17 protein-coding genes and 1 pseudogene are annotated in these 17,688 nt (G+C 68.0%); 2 read left to right on the forward strand and 16 right to left on the reverse strand.

Going from position 1 to position 17,688, the window contains the following annotated elements:
• The first annotated feature begins 263 nt into the window (after window positions 1-263).
• Entirely contained in the window at window positions 264-827 is a 564-nt protein-coding gene (locus ACT535_RS21940; protein WP_476366025.1) for a helix-turn-helix domain-containing protein, read from the forward strand.
• A gap of 260 nt (window positions 828-1,087) precedes the next feature.
• A complete protein-coding gene (locus ACT535_RS21945) occupies window positions 1,088-1,375 on the forward strand; it encodes a hypothetical protein (RefSeq protein WP_476328766.1) in 288 nt (95 codons plus the stop codon).
• Between the two features lie 77 nt (window positions 1,376-1,452).
• Here ACT535_RS21945 and ACT535_RS21950 read toward each other — a convergent pair whose 3' ends face one another.
• From ACT535_RS21950 to ACT535_RS22025, 16 genes and pseudogenes are all read right to left on the reverse strand, one after another.
• Entirely contained in the window at window positions 1,453-1,869 is a 417-nt protein-coding gene (locus tag ACT535_RS21950; protein WP_476328764.1) for a cupin domain-containing protein, read from the reverse strand.
• Window positions 1,870-1,896: 27 nt separating this feature from the next.
• Complete coding sequence (gene actP, locus ACT535_RS21955) at window positions 1,897-3,513, reverse strand: cation/acetate symporter ActP (RefSeq protein ID WP_476366144.1); 1,617 nt, start codon at window positions 3,511-3,513, stop codon at window positions 1,897-1,899.
• 38 nt (window positions 3,514-3,551) lie between these two features.
• Window positions 3,552-3,908: a DUF485 domain-containing protein gene (locus ACT535_RS21960; RefSeq protein WP_374250511.1), complete on the reverse strand. Its 357-nt coding sequence runs from the start codon at window positions 3,906-3,908 to the stop codon at window positions 3,552-3,554.
• Window positions 3,905-5,173 carry an FAD binding domain-containing protein gene (locus ACT535_RS21965; protein ID WP_476366145.1) on the reverse strand — a complete coding sequence of 423 codons (1,269 nt, stop codon included), beginning with the start codon at window positions 5,171-5,173 and terminating at the stop codon, window positions 3,905-3,907. The genes ACT535_RS21960 and ACT535_RS21965 overlap by 4 nt, the downstream gene beginning before the upstream one ends.
• A 198-nt stretch (window positions 5,174-5,371) precedes the next feature.
• Window positions 5,372-5,989, reverse strand: coding sequence for a TetR/AcrR family transcriptional regulator (locus ACT535_RS21970; RefSeq protein ID WP_476328756.1), 618 nt, complete (start codon window positions 5,987-5,989; stop codon window positions 5,372-5,374).
• Window positions 5,990-6,164: 175 nt separating this feature from the next.
• Window positions 6,165-6,887, reverse strand: coding sequence for an ABC transporter ATP-binding protein (locus ACT535_RS21975; RefSeq protein WP_476366026.1), 723 nt, complete (start codon window positions 6,885-6,887; stop codon window positions 6,165-6,167).
• The gene (locus tag ACT535_RS21980) at window positions 6,877-7,626 is read right to left on the reverse strand and encodes an ABC transporter ATP-binding protein (protein ID WP_476328752.1); all 750 of its coding nucleotides are present in this window, start codon (window positions 7,624-7,626) and stop codon (window positions 6,877-6,879) included. Before ACT535_RS21980 ends, ACT535_RS21975 begins: the two co-directional genes overlap by 11 nt.
• Entirely contained in the window at window positions 7,623-8,612 is a 990-nt protein-coding gene (locus ACT535_RS21985; RefSeq protein WP_476366027.1) for a branched-chain amino acid ABC transporter permease, read from the reverse strand. Before ACT535_RS21985 ends, ACT535_RS21980 begins: the two co-directional genes overlap by 4 nt.
• A complete protein-coding gene (locus tag ACT535_RS21990; RefSeq protein ID WP_476366028.1) occupies window positions 8,609-9,460 on the reverse strand; it encodes a branched-chain amino acid ABC transporter permease in 852 nt (283 codons plus the stop codon). Before ACT535_RS21990 ends, ACT535_RS21985 begins: the two co-directional genes overlap by 4 nt.
• A 39-nt stretch (window positions 9,461-9,499) precedes the next feature.
• Window positions 9,500-11,041, reverse strand: coding sequence for an aldehyde dehydrogenase (locus ACT535_RS21995; RefSeq protein ID WP_476366029.1), 1,542 nt, complete (start codon window positions 11,039-11,041; stop codon window positions 9,500-9,502).
• Window positions 11,042-11,071: 30 nt separating this feature from the next.
• Window positions 11,072-12,055, reverse strand: a complete 984-nt coding sequence (locus tag ACT535_RS22000) for an amidohydrolase family protein (RefSeq protein WP_476366030.1) — start codon at window positions 12,053-12,055, stop codon at window positions 11,072-11,074.
• A gap of 48 nt (window positions 12,056-12,103) precedes the next feature.
• Entirely contained in the window at window positions 12,104-13,330 is a 1,227-nt protein-coding gene (locus ACT535_RS22005) for an ABC transporter substrate-binding protein (RefSeq protein WP_476366031.1), read from the reverse strand.
• Between the two features lie 295 nt (window positions 13,331-13,625).
• Window positions 13,626-13,987 (reverse strand): annotated as a pseudogene (locus ACT535_RS22010) (PIN domain-containing protein).
• Between the two features lie 526 nt (window positions 13,988-14,513).
• On the reverse strand, window positions 14,514-15,230 hold the full coding sequence (locus ACT535_RS22015; RefSeq protein ID WP_476366032.1) for a flavin reductase family protein: 717 nt from the start codon (window positions 15,228-15,230) through the stop codon (window positions 14,514-14,516).
• The gene (locus ACT535_RS22020) at window positions 15,227-16,915 is read right to left on the reverse strand and encodes a class I adenylate-forming enzyme family protein (RefSeq protein WP_476366033.1); all 1,689 of its coding nucleotides are present in this window, start codon (window positions 16,913-16,915) and stop codon (window positions 15,227-15,229) included. Before ACT535_RS22020 ends, ACT535_RS22015 begins: the two co-directional genes overlap by 4 nt.
• On the reverse strand, window positions 16,905-17,687 hold the full coding sequence (locus ACT535_RS22025) for an alpha/beta fold hydrolase (protein ID WP_476366034.1): 783 nt from the start codon (window positions 17,685-17,687) through the stop codon (window positions 16,905-16,907). The genes ACT535_RS22020 and ACT535_RS22025 overlap by 11 nt, the downstream gene beginning before the upstream one ends.
• Window position 17,688: the final 1 nt, after the last annotated feature.

Below are 17,688 nucleotides of genomic sequence, written 5' to 3' on the forward strand. Positions count from 1 at the left end.
ACACATACCTCGATCTTGCCAGTTCAAACGGCGCCTTTGCCGGCTCGCGAGGCGGTAGTGCAGCAAAAATGGGCGGCCATCTCAAGCCCACCAAACGCAAAGTCTAGGCACCTATACCAAGGTATGCCCGCGGCGACCCGATCATATGAGCCGCGAACCCCAAGTAGAATGGAGCAAGAGACGTGGGTGGCCGATGCTGATCTCCAGTCGGCGAGACGCAAGTCTTTCCGCCGAACGGCACTTCAGCACTCGGGGTCTTCAGCATGTCGTTCCATGCCGCGCCGTCCGCCGCAGCCACCGCGATCCCGGCGGAGAACCATGCAGGCCTCGACGCCGAGGTCCGCCGCCTCGGGCTTCTCGCCCCGCTTCCCGCCGCGAACGGTCGGGCGACGCCACACCATCCGCCGCACGCGGCGCCGAAGCCCGCGCGGGTCGGCTGCGGACTGGTGGCGTGGCGCCTCAAGCGCGTGCTCGCCTTCATGGAGGAGCAGTATGGCGAGACCGTCACGCTCGCCGACATGGCCCGCGTTGCCGGCCTCAGCCGGATGCACTTCGCCGCGCAGTTCCGCATCTCGACGGGCGTCAAGCCTCACGAATACCTGCTGCGGCTGCGGGTGGAGCGCGCCCAGAAGATCATGCTGGAGAGTGACGAGCCGCTGGCGCAGGTCGCTTTAAGCGTCGGCTTCCAGACCCAGGCCCATTTCACGACCGTGTTCCGACGCTTCGCCTCCACCACACCGCATCGCTGGAGGTCGGAGCGGATGGCCCGCGCCCCGCGCGCCGGTGCCATGGCCCCGCATACCCTCGGGCCGGCGCGCGAGGCCTAGGAGCGCGTTTCCGGCGCTGCATTTCCGGCTCTGCTGTCGCTTAACGATCCGATTTTGAACGAGCAGAGGCCGGTGCGGGTACGCACCGGCCTTTGGTCGTTACCCGCTGCCTCCTGTTCGGCAGGGGTCCCCCGCCCGGATCGCGGTTCATACCCTCGTATACTGATCTATCGAAGCAGATGAGAATAATAAATCACAGAATAGTTTTCGTCTTGGCGGGCGACTTCTAAATTCATCTCATCAACAACGGAGTGCTTGCCATGTCCATCAAGTCTGCTGTCCTCGCCGCCGGTGTCGCCGTGGTGCTCGTCTCGTCCATGGGTTCGGCTTTCGCCGACCCGACCGTCCAGAAGGAGAACATGGAGCAGTATGCGGTCTCCGCACAGGGGAGCCTGACCCCCACCTCCCCGGCGGCCGTGGCCCGCGAGCAGCGCCGGCTCGAGCGTCCCAGCGCCTTCGGCACCCCCGGTCCCTATTATGTCTCCGAGCGCCCCTTCGAGATCGGCAGCGCCCAGTCCGGCCCCGCCCACGACGCCGACGACAATTGATCGGCGCCATCCTGAAAGCAAAAAGGGGTCGCCTCGGCGACCCCTTTTCTTTTGCGCGGATGGGTCCGACCCGGGTCTCAGTCGACCTTCAGCGGCGCGTTGTCGCTGTCCAGGAACTCGACGGTGGTGAACACCAGTTCGGTGTCCCCGATGTTGGTGAGGTCATGCATCATGAACTCGCCCGGGCCGAAATGGTGGTGCTTGGTGTCGCCGGCCTCATAGGTCACCTCGGCGACCCGTCCGTCGGCATAGTGGGAGCGGGCGCGCCCGCCGGTCACCGCCGTCCAGAAATAGTCGAGCACATGGGTATGGAAGCCGATGCGCTCGCCGGGCTTCAGCGCGAGATGCCACACCCGCACCCGGTCGCTCTGCGAGACGAGGCGGCTGCCGACGCGGCCGTTGCCTCGGCTGGCATGCAGGTCAGCCCGCTGGGCCTCCGGCCAGTCGCGCGGGGCCTCGATGGTGGCGAAGGTGGCATTGGTGGCGATGTTCATGTCGTTTCTCCCTGTCTGTCTGGTGTTTCAGTCCACCGCGAAGCCGGTCTGCGCGCGCACGTTCTGGGCGGCGAAGGCGGCGCGCACGCGCTCGGCCGCCGTGCTGCGATCCGCCAGCGAGACGAGGATCGAGACGAGGAAGGCGAGCGGCACGGAGAACAGCGCGGGGTTGTCATAAGGGAAGGGCGCGGGGCCGAGCTTCAGCGTGGTCGTCCACACGCTCGGGCTTAGCGCCACGAGCACGAGGGCGACCACGAGGCCCGTCACCGATCCGGTCACGGCGCCGCGCGTGGTGAGGCCCGGCCAGGACACCGACAGCACGATGACGGGGAAGTTCGCGCTCGCCGCGATGGCGAAGACGAGGCCCACCATGAAGGCGATGTTCTGGTTCTCGAACAGGAGCCCCAGGGCCATGGCGAGCAGGCTGATGACCACCGCCGCCGCCTTGGAGACCCGCACCTCCTCCTGTTCCGAGGCCTTGCCGCGCCGGATGACGCGGGCATAGAGATCGTGGCTCGCCGCCGACGCTCCTGCGATGGTGAGGCCCGACACAACCGCGAGGATGGTGGCGAACGCGACCGCCGAGATGAAGCCGAGCAGAACCGAGCCGCCGAGCGCGTTGGCGAGATGCAGCGCCACCATGTTGGTGCCGCCCACCACCGCGCCGGTCGCGTCCTTGAAGCTGGGGTCCGACATCACGAAGGCGATGGCGCCGAAGCCGAGCACGAACAGCAGCGTGTAGAAGACGCTGATGAAGCCCGTCGCCACCAGCACGGAGGTGCGCGCCTGCCGGGCATCGGCCACGGTGAAGAAGCGCATCAGGATGTGCGGCAGTCCGGCGGTGCCGAACACGAGGGCGACGCCCAGCGAGATGGCGGAGATGGGGTCCTTCACCAGCCCGCCCGGCGCCATGATGGCCATGCCCTTGGGGTGCAGCGCGGCGGCGCGAGCGAACAGCGCCTCCAGGCTGAAGCCGAAATGGCCAAGGATGAGCAGGGACATCACCACCGAGCCGGTGAGCAGCAGCACCGCCTTGATGATCTGCACCCAGGTGGTCGCCAGCATGCCGCCGAAGGTCACATAGGCCATCATCAGCAGGCCCACGAGGCCCACCGCCACCCAATAGGGCAGGCCGAACAAGAGCTCGATGAGCTTTCCGGCCCCCACCATCTGGGCGATGAGATAGAGCAGCACGATGACCAGCGTGTTGGTGGCTGCTACCACCCGCACCGGCACTTCCGCGAGGCGATACGCCGCCACATCGGCGAAGGTATAGCGCCCGAGATTGCGCAGCGGCTCGGCGATGAGGAACAGGATCATCGGAAAGCCCACGAGGAACCCGATGGCGTAGATCATGCCGTCATAGCCGGACGAGTAGACCAGCGCTGTCACCCCCAAGAAGGTCGCGGCGGAGGTGTAGTCGCCGGCGATGGCGAGGCCGTTCTTGAAGCCGCTGAGGCCGCCGCCGGCCGCGTAATAATCCTGCGCGCCGCCGGTGCCCTTGCGGGCCGCCCACCAGGTGACGCCGAGGCTCACCGCCACGAACAGCAGGAAGAGGGTGATCGCCACCGGATTGATGGGCTGGCGCGCGCCGCCTTCGATGGCGCCGGCCGCAACGGCGGGCTTCGCGGCGAAAGCCAGCATGATGGCGGCGAGCGCCGCGCGGTTGAGCCGAGGCCGTTTCATTGCACGTCCTCCCGGAGGTTCTGGGTGAGGCGGTCGAAGGTGCGGTTGGCGACAGCGACATAGATCGCCGTCAGCACGAAGCCGAGGCCGAGCAGGCCGACGCCGGCGACGATGCCCCAGGTGGAGACCGCATCCGGCAGCACCGGCGTGCCGAGGGCGCTGGGCTTCAGCGCCACGGTGAGGATGTAGGCGAAATAGAGCGTCGCCATCAGCGCGGCCATGGAGAGGCCCAGCCGGGCACGGATGGCGGCGAGGCGGCGGAAATTGGGGTTCTGCCGGATCGCCTCGATGCGCGCGGCCGCATCGCGGGGCCGCGCGTGTGGGCGAGGGGGGAAGGCTCCATCGGGTTTCATGCGGCAATCCCCGTGGCGACGGCGGTTTCGCTCATCACCGCCTCGGGGTGGCGGTGCCGTTCGGCGCGGGCGCGCTGCTCCTCGTCGAGGATCTGCGCCTGCATGTAGGCGCCGAGATGCCGGGCCCGCTGCACCACCGCGCGGCCGAAGGCGAGGCGCTTGGCCTCGAAGGCGGCCAGCGCCGCTTCCACGTCCGTGCCATCTGCAAGCGCGTCGGCGAGGGCGGCGGCATCGGCGGCGGCCTTGGTCACGCCCATGCCCACATGGGGGCGCGCGACGAAGGCGGCATCGCCCAGGATCACGACATGGGGCGAGAGGCGCAGGCGCGGGCTCTCCAGATCCTGGATCGCCTGGAGGAAGGGCTGCTGCGTGCGCTCCACCACCTCGGCGAACTGGGGAGCCAGCAGGCGGTGCGCGTCCGCCCGCATGCCCGCCACCACCTCGGGCCGGATGAGGTGCGGGGGAATGGAGAGGGGATGCCGCGTGCCGTCCACATCGGTCAAAAGCTCGGCGAGCTGACCGTCGCTGGCGGCGGGCCGGTACCAGACGAAATTGTAGCGGCGGTGGCCTTCGTCCAGCTGCTCGTCCGCGCCGGCGACGGGATAGCCGAGCATCTGCTCGCCGGGCGGCAGGCTGAAGGAGAAGTGGCCGCAGAGCGCCGCGCGGGTTTCCGCCGAGAGCGCGCTCTCCTCCACCAGCCCACGCCACGCCACATAGCCCGCATAGGTGGGCTTGGCCTCCGGCAGGAAGGCGGCGCGCACGGTGGAGAACAGGCCGTCCGTTCCCACCAGCAGGTCCGCTTCCTCCACCGCGCCGTCGGCGAAATGGGCGCGCACGCGTTCGGCACCGTCCTCGACGCGCACGAGGTTGCGGCCATGGTGGTAGCTGTCGTCCGGCAGAGCGGAGCGCAGCAGGCGGTAGAGGTGGCCCCAGGAGGTCAGCACCTGCGGCAGGTCGAGCTGGCCGGTGATGCGCCCGTCCGGCCCGAACACCCGTCTGCCGCTGACGCCCACGCCCACACGGGCCTCGGTGACGTCGATCCCGGTCTTGCCGATGACGTCGAAGAGCTCGGGATGGGTGACAATCCCCGCCCCGCGCCCGGCGAGCTCGCTGCCGATGCGCTCGAAGACGGCCACGTCCCAGCCCGCCTTGCGCAGCAGCAGCGCAGCGAAGAGGCCGCAGATGGAGCCGCCGATGATGATTGCGCGCTTGGAGCGGGCGGGGGGCGCGGCGTTGCGCGCCTGCGGCCCGGCGTTTGTGTGCATTGGCATGGTGTCCTCCCTCGGCTCCTGAGGGCGGCAGCGTCTCGCCTGTGCGAGGGCCGTCCCGCGCGAGCCTTCGTGTGGTCGCGTCGCATCGCCGGTGGCCGGTCTGTGCCGGGCTGGGCGAAGCCGTCCGATTATTTATCGGATGATAGATAGTGGCGCGGAATTTGACCGGCGTCAAATTAATTTATCAAATGATTATTTCCGGGCGGCGACCTTCTTGCGCGCGGGCTTGGCGCGGTCGATCACCGAGGCGAATGCCGCCGGGGCGCCGTTGAGGAAGGCGTTCACCTTCACATCGATGTCGGCTTCGGGATCAGCCGGAATGGGCATGCCGTAGATGAACTTGCGCACGCCGATGTAGAAGATGCCGGCGTGCAGCGACCAGATCAGCTCGATCTCTTCCTCGCTCACCGGGGCTTTCTCGTCGAGGCCGTTGGCGGCGCGGATCTCGATGACCATGCGCTCGAACAGCCGCGCGCGCAGGAAGGCGAGGTAGCGGCTGTTGAAGTCCAGCCCCTTCAGGCCGGCGAACATGAACAGCCGCACCCATTCATAGGTCTGGATGACGGCGGCATAGGCCCGATAGAAGCGCTTCAGCCGCTCCTCGATGGGGATGGAGCGGTCGGCGATGGCGGTTTCCCACTCGGCCTGCCAGCGGCTCTGGTAGACCTCCTGGTAGACCCGGTCGAGCAGCGCATCCTTGCCGGGAAAATAGCGGTAGAGCAGCGGCTGGGTGATGCCGAGCCGCTGCGCCAGATCCCGCGTCGCGCCGTCGAAGCCGAATTCGGCGAAGAAGGCCACCGCCCCCGCCACGATATCCCGCTCCCGGTCCGCGGGGGACAGGCGACGACGCTGGGGGGAGGGGGCTTTTGAGGACGGCACTGCGGACACCCGGTCTTTATCGGACGATCAATCCTAGCACGGCTCGCGTGCGATTCATCACCCTGCGACGAGATGCCGGAAGGTCAGGCGCCGTGTTCGGCCGCCGTCAGTGCACGCCCAGATGCTCCTCCAGCCGGGCCGGATCGGCCTGGAACGCGGCCGCCGGAGCCTTGTCCACCACTCGCCCGGTGCTGATGACCACCACCTCGTCGGCGAGCTTCAGGGCGAAGGCCATGTGCTGCTCCACCAGGATCACCGACAGCCCGGCGGCCCGCAGCCGGCCGACGATGGCGCCCACCTCGGCGACGATCTGCGGCGCGAGGCCCTCGGTCGGCTCGTCCATCAGCAGCACGCGCGGCGCAGTCACCAGCGCCCGGCCGATGGCCAGCATCTGCTGCTCGCCGCCGGACATGAGCCCGGCCGGGTGCCGGCGCCGCTCCTTCAGGCGGGGGAAGAGGCCGAAGATGTCGTCGTCCGTCCACGCCACCCGCCCGTCCGGCGGCCGGGCGCAGCGGGCGACGGCGAGATTCTCCTCCACGCTCAGGCTGCGAAAGATGCGCCGCCCCTGCGGCACCAGCGCGAGCCCGGCCCGGCAGATGGCCTCGGGCGAGAAGGCCGAGATATCCCGCCCGTTGAGCACGATCCGACCGCTGCGGGTGGGCAGCAGCCCGGCGAGGGCGTTCATGCAGGTGGTCTTGCCCGCGCCGTTGCGGCCGAGCAGAGCGAGGATGCGCCCCGGCGCCACCTCCAGCGACACGTCGTGCAGGATGTGGCTGTCGCCATAGAAGGCGTTCAGGCCGGAGAGCGAGAGCGCGGCATCACTGGGCAAGATAGGCCTCCCGTGTCCTCGGGTCCGCGATCACCTCCTCGCGCGTGCCGTCCACGATCAGGCGGCCGTAGTGCAGAAGGGCGATCTTCTCGGCGAAGGCGAGCGCGACATCCATGTCGTGCTCGATCATCAAGATGGTGAGGTCGCGCGGCAGCTCGGCGAGCAGCGCGCTCACCGTGCCGCGCTCCTCCTTCGACAGGCCCGCGAGCGGCTCGTCCAGCAACAGGATGCGCGGCGCCTGCGCCAGCGCCATGGCGATCTCCAGTCGGCGCTTCTCGCCATAGGAGGTCTCCGAGACCGGCCGGTCGGCGAGCGTGTCGAGCCGCACCCGCGCCAGCACCTCCAGCGCCTCGCGCCGCAGGGCCGGATCGCTCGCCACCGCGCCATAGGGCTTCCAGCGCTGCGGGCGTCCGCCGAGGAGGGCCATGATGACGTTGCCGATCACGCTCTCGCGGGCGAACAGGGTGAGGATCTGGAAGGTGCGGCCGATGCCCCGCGCCGCGCGCCGGAAGGTCGGGAGGGCCGACACGTCCTCCTCCGCGATGCGGATCTGCCCGGCGGTGGGCCTGAGATCGCCGGCGATGAGGTTGAACAGCGTGGTCTTGCCCGCGCCGTTGGGGCCGAGCAGCAGACGCCGCTCGCCCGGCGCGACGGTGAAGTTCACGCCCTGGATGACATGAAGGCCGCCGAAGCTCTTGTGTAGGTCGTCGATGCGGAGTGCGGCAGTGGGCGCGGTCACGGGCGGGCCTCCTTGACGGGGGTGGCGGGGATCGCCGTCGGCCCGCGCCGCGTGGCGAGGCGCGCGCCGAGCGTGCGCATCAGCCGCCGCGCGCCGGGCAGAAGCCCTTCCGGCACCACCACGATGATGAACAGGAAGATGAGGCCGAGCAGCGTCGGCCAGCGATCCGTATAGGCGCTGGCGACATTCTTCAGCAGCACCACCAGCGCCGCGCCGACGATGGGCCCGAAGGTGGTGCCGAGGCCGCCGGCGATCACCATCAGCACCGCTTCCGACGACACCGTGAGCGAGAGCGTGTGCGGGCTGATGAAGCGGAACAGCAGCATGTAGAGCACGCCCGCGATGCCGGCGATGCCGGCGGAGAGCACATAGGCCGCATAGCGGATGCGCCACACGTCGTAGCCCAGCGTGCTCATGCGGCGCGGCTGGTCGCGCACGCCCTGCATGGAGGCGCCGAGCGGCGAGCCGGCGAGGATGGTGACGAGCGCGAGGCAGCCGCCCGTCACCACGAGGCACAAATAGTAAAGCCCCGTGCCGTTGGCGAGCAGCCCCTGGAAGCGGGGCATGGAGATGCCGTTCTCGCCATTGGTGAGGTCCACGTAGCGGAAGGCGATGCCCCACACGATCTGGCCCAGCGCGAGGGTGATCATCAGGAAGCTCAGGCCCGAGGTGCGCAGCGCCACGAGGCCGAACAGCGCACCCGCCACCACCGAGAGGCCGACCGCCGTCGGGATCGCCGCCCAGAGCGGCCAGCCCGTGCTGGTCGTCAGCAGCGCGAAGGCATAGCCGGCGATGCCGAGGAAGGCGGCGTGGCCCAGCGAGACCATGCCGCAATAGCCGGCGATGAGGTTCACGCTCACCGCGAACAGGCCGTAGACGAGAACCTGCGTGGCGATGGAGAGATAGAACGGCCCGGGCAGGACGAGGGGAACCGCCGCCGCGCAGAGAAGGAGGATGCCGAGGGTCTTGAGGCCAGGGTTTTTCATGCGGCTTGCCTCCCGAAGAAGCCCTGGGGCCGCACGGCGAGCACCACCACCATGGGCAGGAAGAGGATGACGTAGGCGAGATCGGGCAGCAGCATCTGGCCGAACGTGTAGACGAGGCCGATGACGAGGCTGCCCGCCAGCGCCCCCGTGAGCGAGCCGATGCCGCCGAGGATGACCACCAGCAGCGCCAGCGGCAGCATTTCGGAATCAAGGCCCGGATAGACCGACATGATGGGCGCCGCGAGCGCCCCGCCAATGCCTGCGAGCCCGGCGCCGAGGCAGAACACCATGGTGAACAGGCGCGACACCGGAATGCCTATGGCCCGCGCCATCTCCCGGTCGTCCACCGCCGCGCGGATGCGGGCGCCGAGCGTCGTGCGCTCCACCAGCGCCCAGATGCCGGCGAAGGCCACCAGCGCCAGCGCCACCAGCGCCAGCCGATAGGCGGGAAAGACGATGCCGCCGAACCCCACCGCGCCGCGCAGCGCCTCCGGCGCCGGCTGGGCGATGGGATCGCCCGACCATATGAGCAGGCACTGGTCGGCGATGATGAAGGCGAGGCCGAGCGTGCCCAGCACCTGAGCCAGCTCGCGCCCCGCGAGGCGGCGGATGAGCGTGCGCTCCAGAATGCCGCCAAAGACGGCGCACGCCGCCCCCGCCGCCAGCACCGCCCCGGCGAAGCCGAGCCCCACCGCCGATGTGGCGATGTAGCCCCCCAGCATGAACAGTGCGCCGTGGGCGAGGTTCGCGACCCGCATGAGGCCGAAGATCAGGGAAAACCCGACCGCCAGCAGGAACAGTATCGCGCCGAACGCGAAGCTGTTCAGGAAACCGTTGATCCAGAACATGGAGGTCACCTCCAGGGGCCGCCGCGGGGGCGGGTGGTTTCAGTTCAGCCGCTGGGTGGGGGCGCTCATGTCGAACCAGTCGAACGGCTGGTCGCCGACGTTCACCATCACCGCCTTCACGTCGAAATAGGCGTCGAACGCCTCTTTCCCGAACTCGCGGCCGATGCCCGAGAGCTTGAAGCCGCCCCAGGGGGAAGCCGCGTCCACGCGGTGGTGGTCGTTGATCCAGACGATGCCGGCCTCGATGCGGTCGGCGACGCGATGGGCGCGGGCGATGTCGCGGGTGCGGATGGCGGCGGCGAGGCCGTAGGGACTGTCGTTGGCGATGCGCACGGCATCGTCCTCGGTGTCGAACGGCGTCACCACGGTGAACGGGCCGAACACCTCCTCCTGGAAGATGCGCATGCGCGGGTCCACGTCGGCGAAGACCGTGGGCTCCACATAGAAGCCGTGGCTGCCTTCGAGCGCTGGCGGCACCCGCCCGCCCGCCACCAGCCGCGCGCCTTCCTCTAGGCCGATGCGGGCGAAGTCGAGCACGCGCGCGCGCTGCCGCTCGGAAATCACCGGCCCCATCTGGGTCGCGGCATCGAAGGGGTCGCCGACGGCGATGGTCTTCGCCTTGGCGGCCAGCTTCTCCACGAACGCATCATAGATGGAGCGCTGCACGATGTGCCGCGCGGCGCACACGCAGGTCTGCCCGGCACCCACGAAGGCCCCGAAGGCGGCATAGTTCACTGCCTGGTCGAGGTCGAAATCGTCGAACACCACCACCGGCGTCTTGCCGCCGAGTTCGAGCGTCTGGCGCGCGAAATTGCTGGCGGCGGCGGCGCCCGCGCGACGGCCCGCTTCGGTGCCGCCGGTAAGCACCAGCTTGCGGATGCCGGGATGCTCCGACAGCGCCCGCCCGGTGACGGCGCCGGGGCCGGTCACCACGTTGAACACGCCCGGCGGCAGGCCGGCTTCCGAGAAGATCTCGGCGAGGCGCAGCGTGGTGAGCGGCGTGTATTCGGAGGGCTTCACCACCGTGGTGCAGCCCGAAGCAAAGGTGGGCGCAAGATTCCGGCAGGCAATCAGCAGCGGATGGTTGAAGGGCGTGACATTGGCCACCACCCCCACCGGCAGGCGGCGGGCGTAGGTGAGATAATCGCCCTCCACCGGGATCACATCGTCGCGCCGCGCCATGGCGAGGCCAGCATTGTAGCGGAACAGATCCGGCACGCGGGCGAGCTGGGCGCGGGTCTCGCGCACGGGCCGGCCGTTGTTCAGCGTCTCCAGCTCGAACAATTCGTCGAGATGGGCTTCCATCACGTCGGCCAGCTTGTTGACGAGGCGCGCGCGGGTGCGCACCGACATGCCGCGCCAATCCTTGGAGCGGAACGCCGCATCGGCGCTGGCGACGGCGCGGTTCACATCCTCCGCGCTCGCCTCGATGACCTGCGCGATGGTGGTGCCGTCGCGCGGGGCGGTGATGTTCATGAGGGCGCGCGGGCCGGGATCGACGCTGCGGCCGTCGATGAACAGGCCCTTGACGAGGTCGTGACGGGGCGTTCCGGCCGAAGCCGGTTCCAGGGTGAGTGCCATGTGTGTCTCCGTTGCGTCGGGATGCGGCGGTCAGCCGCCGGTCAGAGCCCAGGCGTTGCCGCCGGCGATGCGGGCGTGCGCATCGGCGGAGAGGCCGGGCACGGCATCGAGCGTGTCGAGCGCGGTCTCGTCCGCCATGTCGAAGGGAATGTCGGTTCCGAGCAGCACATGCTCCGGCCCGACGAGATCGATGAGATAGGCGAGCGCCCCGGCATCATGGGTGATGGTGTCGAAATAGAAGCGCCGGAACAGCTCCTTGGGCGAGGTCGGGATGGTCTGCGCCTCGCGCCGCACCTTCCATCCGTGGACGAGGCGGCCGATCTGGTAGGGCAGGAAGCCGCCGCCGTGGGAGAGCGCGACCTTCAGGTCGGGAAGCTCGTCCATCACCCCGCCGAAGATCAGGTCCGCCGCCATGATGGCGGTGTCGAGCGGATTTCCGGCAAGGTTCGTGAGATAGTATTTCTCGAAACCGGCCTTGGTTCCGAAGTAATAGGGATGGGTGAGGATAAGCACGCCCAGTTCCGCCGCGCGCCGCAGGACGGGGCGGAACTTCGGCTCTGAAAGCGCGGCACCGTCGATGTGGCAGCCGATCATCACCGAGCGCATGCCGAGATCGGCGACGATACGCTCGATCTCCGCCACCGCCGCATCGGGCGACTGCATGGGCAGGGTGCCCATGGGCCGCAGGCGCTGGGGCGCGGCGGAGGCGAAGTTGGCGATCTCGTCGTTGAGACGCCGCACGAACTCTACCTCCGCCTGCGGCGGAACGCGGTAGAAGAACAGGGTGGGCGAGGGCGAGATGATGGCGGCGTCGAGGCCCCGGCGGTCCAGCGCCTCGATCTTCGCTGAGGGTGTGAGAAACTCCTCGAACAGGGGATAGGCGAAGCCCTCCCGATGGGCGAGGCGCGTTGCGCCGTCCGCCCGGTCCACCCGGACGCCGAAGACATCCGCCTGGGTTTCGAGGTGCCGGATGATGGCCTCCGGCATGACGTGATTATGGGCGTCGACGATCATGGAACCGTGCTCGCAAGGGTGGGGCAGGGGTGCCGCGGGGCGGCACGCTCAGAGCTTGGTCGGCTCGCTGCGCGAGTAGACCGGCGCGGCGAGGAAGGCTTCCGGCTTGTAGGTCCAGAACTGCGAGACATTCTCGTAGGTCTTGATGACCGTGTTCATCAGCCGTCCGTCGCGACGTTCCGTCTTGCGGATATAGATGTTCTCGATGGGGTTGCCGTACGCATCGAGCCGCCACGGCCCGCGCGGATCGTCCTTGATGTCCACCTTGCGCAGAGCGTTCATGAACGCCGGCTTGTCCTCGATCCTGCCGTCCACCGCCTTCAGTGCGGCCTCGAGGGCGAGGCCGGCCGAATACGCGCCTTCGGAGTAGAAGCCCGGATCGACGCCGGTCTGCTTGCGCAGCGCATCGACGAAGCGCGCATTGGCCTCGCCGGGCAGAGCGGCCGAATACCAGCCGGCGGAGATGATGCCGATGGCCTCGTCACCCATGCTGTGCAGCACGCCCTCGTCCACGGTCGTCATGGAGCCGATGAGGGGGATTTTTCCCTTCAGGCCATACTCCGAATATTGCCGCAGGAAGCGCAGACCGTTCGCCCCGGCAAAGGCCGCGAAGACCGCATCGGGCTCGCCGATTTGCGAGATGTAGGAGCCGTAGTCCGCCACGTTGAGCGGCGCCCACAATTTCTTGACGAGGGTGCCGCCAGCCGCCTCGAATGTGCGCTGGAAACCTGACGTCTGCTCTTGGCCGAAGGCGAAATCATCGGCGATGGCGACGATTTTCTTATACTTCAGCTCACGCGCCACATAGTCGCCGAGCGGGTGGCACGGCTGGGCGGAGGTGGACGAGGTGCGCACGAACCACGGATTCAGCCGGCGCTGGGTGAGATCTTCCGCAGCAGCTGAACAGCACAGGAAGGGAACTTCCGCTTCCTGCAAGTAATCGTTGATCGCCAAGGCCTCGAAGGCCGCCACCGGCCCCACGACGACCTGCACGCCGGAGCGCTGCACCAGCTCCTGCGCCCGCGTCTTGGCGAGCGCCGGTTGGCCCCCCGTATCGGCCACGATGAATTCCACCGGACGCCCGGCGACGCGCTCGGCGCGCTCGCGCAGGAAGAGGCGGAAGCCATCCTCCATCTGCCGGCCGCCTGCGGCCAGCGCGCCGGATTTGATCGTGAGCATGCCGACGCGAATGGGCTGTTGCTGGGCCATCGCGGGCAGCGCGCCATAGGAGACGGCAGCCGCCGTCGCTCCCAGGAATCCTCTCCTTGAGAACATATAATCCTCCCGGACGATTTTTATTTATCGTTCGATCACTATTTGCATGGGAGGTGATCTGCGTCAAGGCGGTTCGCGGCGAGATGTGACGGGGCAGCGGAGGCGCCCGGGGTGGTGTGCCTCCCGCAGGCGTTGCTGGGAAGGTGGAAGTCATTAAGAAACAATGCGGCAAACAACGCCGGACGAAGCAAGCTATTTTTGAGCGGGGTGCAGTGTAAAAACGCGTAAGGGGCCGCGCTGGCAGGTCGCTTCCGCCGGGCTGCGAGGTGCAACACGTGCCGTCCGCAGAAGGTCTTCAGCGGCCCACGTTCCACGGATTGATGACCGCCACACCAGCGGCGGCGAACGCACTGGTGGGGCGCGTGGCCACAGCGAAGCCCCGAGAGGCTGCGATTGCAGCGATATAGCTGTCGGGCGTCGGAAAGACCTTTCTGGCCGCGCGCGCCTTCACCGCGAGGTCGGCATAGCGTTTCGCGGCAGCGACATGGAACGGCAGGTTGCGGTCGGCGAACGGCTCCATCACCCCTCCAGAGCCGCGGGGAGCCTGTCCTTGCGCTTGCCAGCGGGCAGGACGCTGGAGAGATAGAGCGTTTCGGCCGCCTGCTCGTCGAGCCACTGCGGCTTGCGGCCGATCGGGTGGCTTCTGAGATGGCCCATATCATCGATGGCCAAGTCGACAGACGTGCTTCCTCTGCGGCCAAGGGAGCACCTGTCGGGGCGTCGAGGATGGCGTAGGGGCGCTTCCGCGAAAAAAACAACGGTGGAATGAGGTGAGCGCAAGGATAGACGGTCCGATCCCACTAACTGGGGGACCACTGCGCACCACCTGCAAAAGGACATTGCTGAGGTCGAATCAGCCTTCTAGCGAAGCTCGCTTCGGGGCGCCCGCCGGGAGGGAGATCGAGATGACGAACCAGCACTTCGAGACGGGTTGTCCGGACTGAATGCGCCTCGGTGGCACCGAGCATGGCGGACAAGAAAGGCTCGCGGCAACGGCCTTGGCTTGCGCGATCGGGGTGTCACCCGCCTACGTGACGTGCTCGATCACCAGATCAAGTGGGATCATATTGGACAGGCGAAGCTTGGGCAGCATGGCGCTGATTCTCCATCGAGATCCGCACTACTTGGGTCCCAAACATCATAAAGGGTGAGTTAGACCCAATCTTCCATGCCGAAACACATCCTAGCCCTTCAGCGCATTGCCGGAGCCGGTCCATCCGGGCTGCGCGATCTGTGACCAGTCGGCGGGCTTGCCATCCAGCCGCGCCATCCGGCGCCCTTCGCGCGCCACGAGGACGTCGGCGTCGAGCGGGCAGGTGAAGATGTTTTCGACCAGCGTATACTCAGCCGCCAATCGACCGACGGGATTGAGGCCCGCGGTATCGATGCGCCCGCCTTCGATATGGATGTCGTCGCGGACGTGGAAGCGCACCACCTCGCCGAAAATCACATGGTCTCCGACCTCGCCAATGGGGATGATCCGCTCCAACCGGCATTCCATGCTGACCGGCGCCTGTGCGACACGGGGCGCCGGCACCAGATCGCAGGCCGCCTTGGCGAGGCCGGCCAGTTCAAACTCGTCTGCCTCCGGCGGATGCTCCATGGACGAATGGTGCATGGCGTCGGCCAGGGGAAGGGTCACCAGATTGGTGACGAAAGCCCCCGTCTCGCGGATGTTGATCAGGGTGTCCTTCAGCGAGACCCGGTCCGACTTGGGCTGAATGGTGAGGGACACCATAGGTGGCTTGCGGCAGACGGCCGTGAAGAAGGAAAACGGGGCGAGGTTGGGCACCCCGCCCGCTGAGATGGTGCTGACCCAACCGATGGCCCGGGGCACGATCGAGCCGATGAGAATCTTGTAGCAGGACGTGGCGTCCATGGACGCGGGATCGAGGATCATCGCCGGCTCTCCGAACTCTGGCTATGTCGGCTCTCAGCCGCGATGCGGCGCACCTCGGCCTTCTGGTGCTTGCCGTTCTGGTTGCGGGGGACCGGAGCCTCGCCGACCAGCCAGAAGTCCGGCACCTTGTAGTCGGCGATGCGGCTCTTGAGGTAGGCGCGCAGCGCCTCCGCCTCCGTCGCGCCGTCCCGTCGCTGGACGAGCGCGAACGTCTTCTCGCCGAGCACCGGGTCCGGCACGCCCACCACCGCGCAGTCGGCCACGCCACCATGGCTCATGAGGGCATTCTCGACTTCGGCACTGAACACCTTGAAGCCGCCGCGATTGATCATGTCCTTGAGCCGGTCGTGAATGTAAAACAGCCCATCCGCATCGCGCGTAGCCACGTCACCGCTGCGCCAGAAGCCGTCGAGAAAGGCGCGCGCGGTGGCGTCGGGATCCTGCCAATAACCCGGGCTGACGTTCGCTCCGCGAATGAGAAGCTCGCCCGACGCTCCGGTTGGCACCTCCCCGCCGTCCTCGCCGATCACGATCAGGTCGTCGCATTGTAGCGGCAGGCCCACGCTGGCCGGAGCGCGCAGCGTCCACTCGGCCGGCATAATGGTGCAGACCGCGCAGGTCTCCGTGGCGCCGTAGGCGTTAATGAGACGCAGGTGAGGCGCCACCTCCGCGACCCCGGAGATGACCGCCGGCGGCATGATGGCGCCGCCGTAGACGCCGTAGCGCCAGCTCGAAAGATCATGCTCGGCGAAGGTCGGCTCCATGAGGCAGAGCTGGTACATGGCCGGCACGAGCACCGCGAAGGTGATGTGTTCGCGCGTGATCGTTTCCAGGACTGCCTTGGCCTTGAATTCGCGCATCATGACGATGGCTCCGCCACAGGCGAGCGCCACCGACATGACCGGCCCAAAGCCGGCGATGTGGGTGCCCGGCACCACCAGAAGGCTGCGTTGCGGGCGGTCGATGGCGAGGGCGTAGAGATAGTGCAGGCAGGTGTGGACGAAATTGAAGTGGGTGAGGCAAGCGCCCTTCGGTTTGCCGGTCGTGCCGGAGGTGTAGACGATCAGCATCACGTCGTGCTGGTCGAGTTCCGGCATGGCGTGCGGGGCCGCCATGGCAAGGTCGCTGAAGCCGCCTGAGCCGTCGGGGGCATCGACCAGCACAAGCCGGCGAATGCTCGATTGGGCGGGGAACCGGTCGGCCCAGGCCTGCGCCGTGATGGCCAGCGCAGGCGCGGCATTCTGGACGATGTGGGCGACATCCATCGGCCCAAGGCGGGTACCAAGCGGCACGGCGATGCCCCCGGCGCGGACCGTCGCGAGGATCGCGACGAGGTACTCAAGCCGGTTGTCCAGCATCACGGCGACGCGGTCGCCCGGGGTAACTCCCTCGGCAATGAGGCCGGAGGCGGTGCGCTCCACGAGACGGTCGAGCGCCCCGTAGGTGAGACGCCGCTCGCCGCACACGACAGCCTCCTGGTCGGGGTTCCGCGCGACGGAGGCCCGGAACATGGCATCGTAGGTGGTCGGCCTGTGTCGAAAGGCGCGGACGGTCCGCCCGCCCGGGACCTCCATCAGCACCGTGTCATTCACCGCTGGCGGCGCCTCCCAGCGTCCGCCGGCATGGGGTGCGAGGGGAGCGGCGGGCCCGAAAGCGTCCGGCTCGGGGATGCCGTCAAGATGCATGATCCGCCCCCGTCAGTTCCGGCTGATTGAGGAGGGCTGCAGCGTAGGCGGGGGTTTCGAGGCTCGGATAGTGCGCGGCACCGGGCACCACCGCGATCGTGGCATGGGGGAAGAGGGGTAGGATCTTTTCGCGCGCAACCGCCGCCGTGAGAACGGGATCGAAAGCGCCGACGAAGATGCGCACGCGTCCCGCAAATTCGCCGATCTCGTGCGACACGTCCTCGGTGGACCAGGCCCGCAGGTAGCGGGCGATCGCCTCGCGCGTGCTGCTCTCCTGCGAAAGCTTCGCCATCCAGGTTGCGAAGGCGGCGCCCAGCCGGCCGGCCGTGACCGCGCTGGCGCACTGGCCCCGCACCTCGTCGCTGTCCGCCGCCGCGCCGAAGAAGGCGGCGCCCTGTGCATCCAGCGGGAAGCCCGAAGCAGGAACCGCGCACAGGAGGGTCAGGCTGTCGATGCGCCCGGACGCCAGCGGTCCTGCGGCGAGCCACTGCGCCGCCTGGCCACCCATGGAATTGCCTACGATATCGAAGCGGTCCCAGCCGAGATGGTCGGCCAGCGCCAGCATGTCCTGCCCCATCTCACGGATGGAGAAGGCACCGTCCTGGTCGCGCGAGCGGCCGTATCCCCGGAAATCCGGGAATACGAAGGTCGCCGCCTCGCCGTTCAGGAACGGCATCATCGGCGCGTAGGTGCGGTGGTCGGCGAGCCAGCTGTGGGCTGCCATCACCTTGCGGGGCCCGTGCCCGACCGTGGTGTAGCCGAGGGGTGCCATG

It is taken from the genome of Xanthobacter sp. DMC12 (assembly GCF_056314105.1).

Excerpts from the sequence above, each read along its gene's own strand:
- ACT535_RS22020 (WP_476366033.1), bottom strand. The coding sequence starts at position 16,915 with ATGCATCTTGACGGCATCCCCGAGCCGGACGCTTTCGGGCCCGCCGCT.
- ACT535_RS22000 (WP_476366030.1), bottom strand. The coding sequence starts at position 12,055 with ATGATCGTCGACGCCCATAATCACGTCATGCCGGAGGCCATCATCCGG.
- ACT535_RS21965 (WP_476366145.1), bottom strand. The coding sequence starts at position 5,173 with ATGCACACAAACGCCGGGCCGCAGGCGCGCAACGCCGCGCCCCCCGCC.
- ACT535_RS21995 (WP_476366029.1), bottom strand. The coding sequence starts at position 11,041 with ATGGCACTCACCCTGGAACCGGCTTCGGCCGGAACGCCCCGTCACGAC.
- actP (WP_476366144.1), bottom strand. The coding sequence starts at position 3,513 with ATGCTGGCTTTCGCCGCGAAGCCCGCCGTTGCGGCCGGCGCCATCGAA.
- ACT535_RS22015 (WP_476366032.1), bottom strand. The coding sequence starts at position 15,230 with ATGATCCTCGATCCCGCGTCCATGGACGCCACGTCCTGCTACAAGATT.
- ACT535_RS22025 (WP_476366034.1), bottom strand. The coding sequence starts at position 17,687 with ATGGCACCCCTCGGCTACACCACGGTCGGGCACGGGCCCCGCAAGGTG.
- ACT535_RS21960 (WP_374250511.1), bottom strand. The coding sequence starts at position 3,908 with ATGAAACCCGATGGAGCCTTCCCCCCTCGCCCACACGCGCGGCCCCGC.
- ACT535_RS22005 (WP_476366031.1), bottom strand. The coding sequence starts at position 13,330 with ATGTTCTCAAGGAGAGGATTCCTGGGAGCGACGGCGGCTGCCGTCTCC.
- ACT535_RS21990 (WP_476366028.1), bottom strand. The coding sequence starts at position 9,460 with ATGTTCTGGATCAACGGTTTCCTGAACAGCTTCGCGTTCGGCGCGATA.
- ACT535_RS21940 (WP_476366025.1), top strand. The coding sequence starts at position 264 with ATGTCGTTCCATGCCGCGCCGTCCGCCGCAGCCACCGCGATCCCGGCG.
- ACT535_RS21985 (WP_476366027.1), bottom strand. The coding sequence starts at position 8,612 with ATGAAAAACCCTGGCCTCAAGACCCTCGGCATCCTCCTTCTCTGCGCG.
- ACT535_RS21945 (WP_476328766.1), top strand. The coding sequence starts at position 1,088 with ATGTCCATCAAGTCTGCTGTCCTCGCCGCCGGTGTCGCCGTGGTGCTC.
- ACT535_RS21950 (WP_476328764.1), bottom strand. The coding sequence starts at position 1,869 with ATGAACATCGCCACCAATGCCACCTTCGCCACCATCGAGGCCCCGCGC.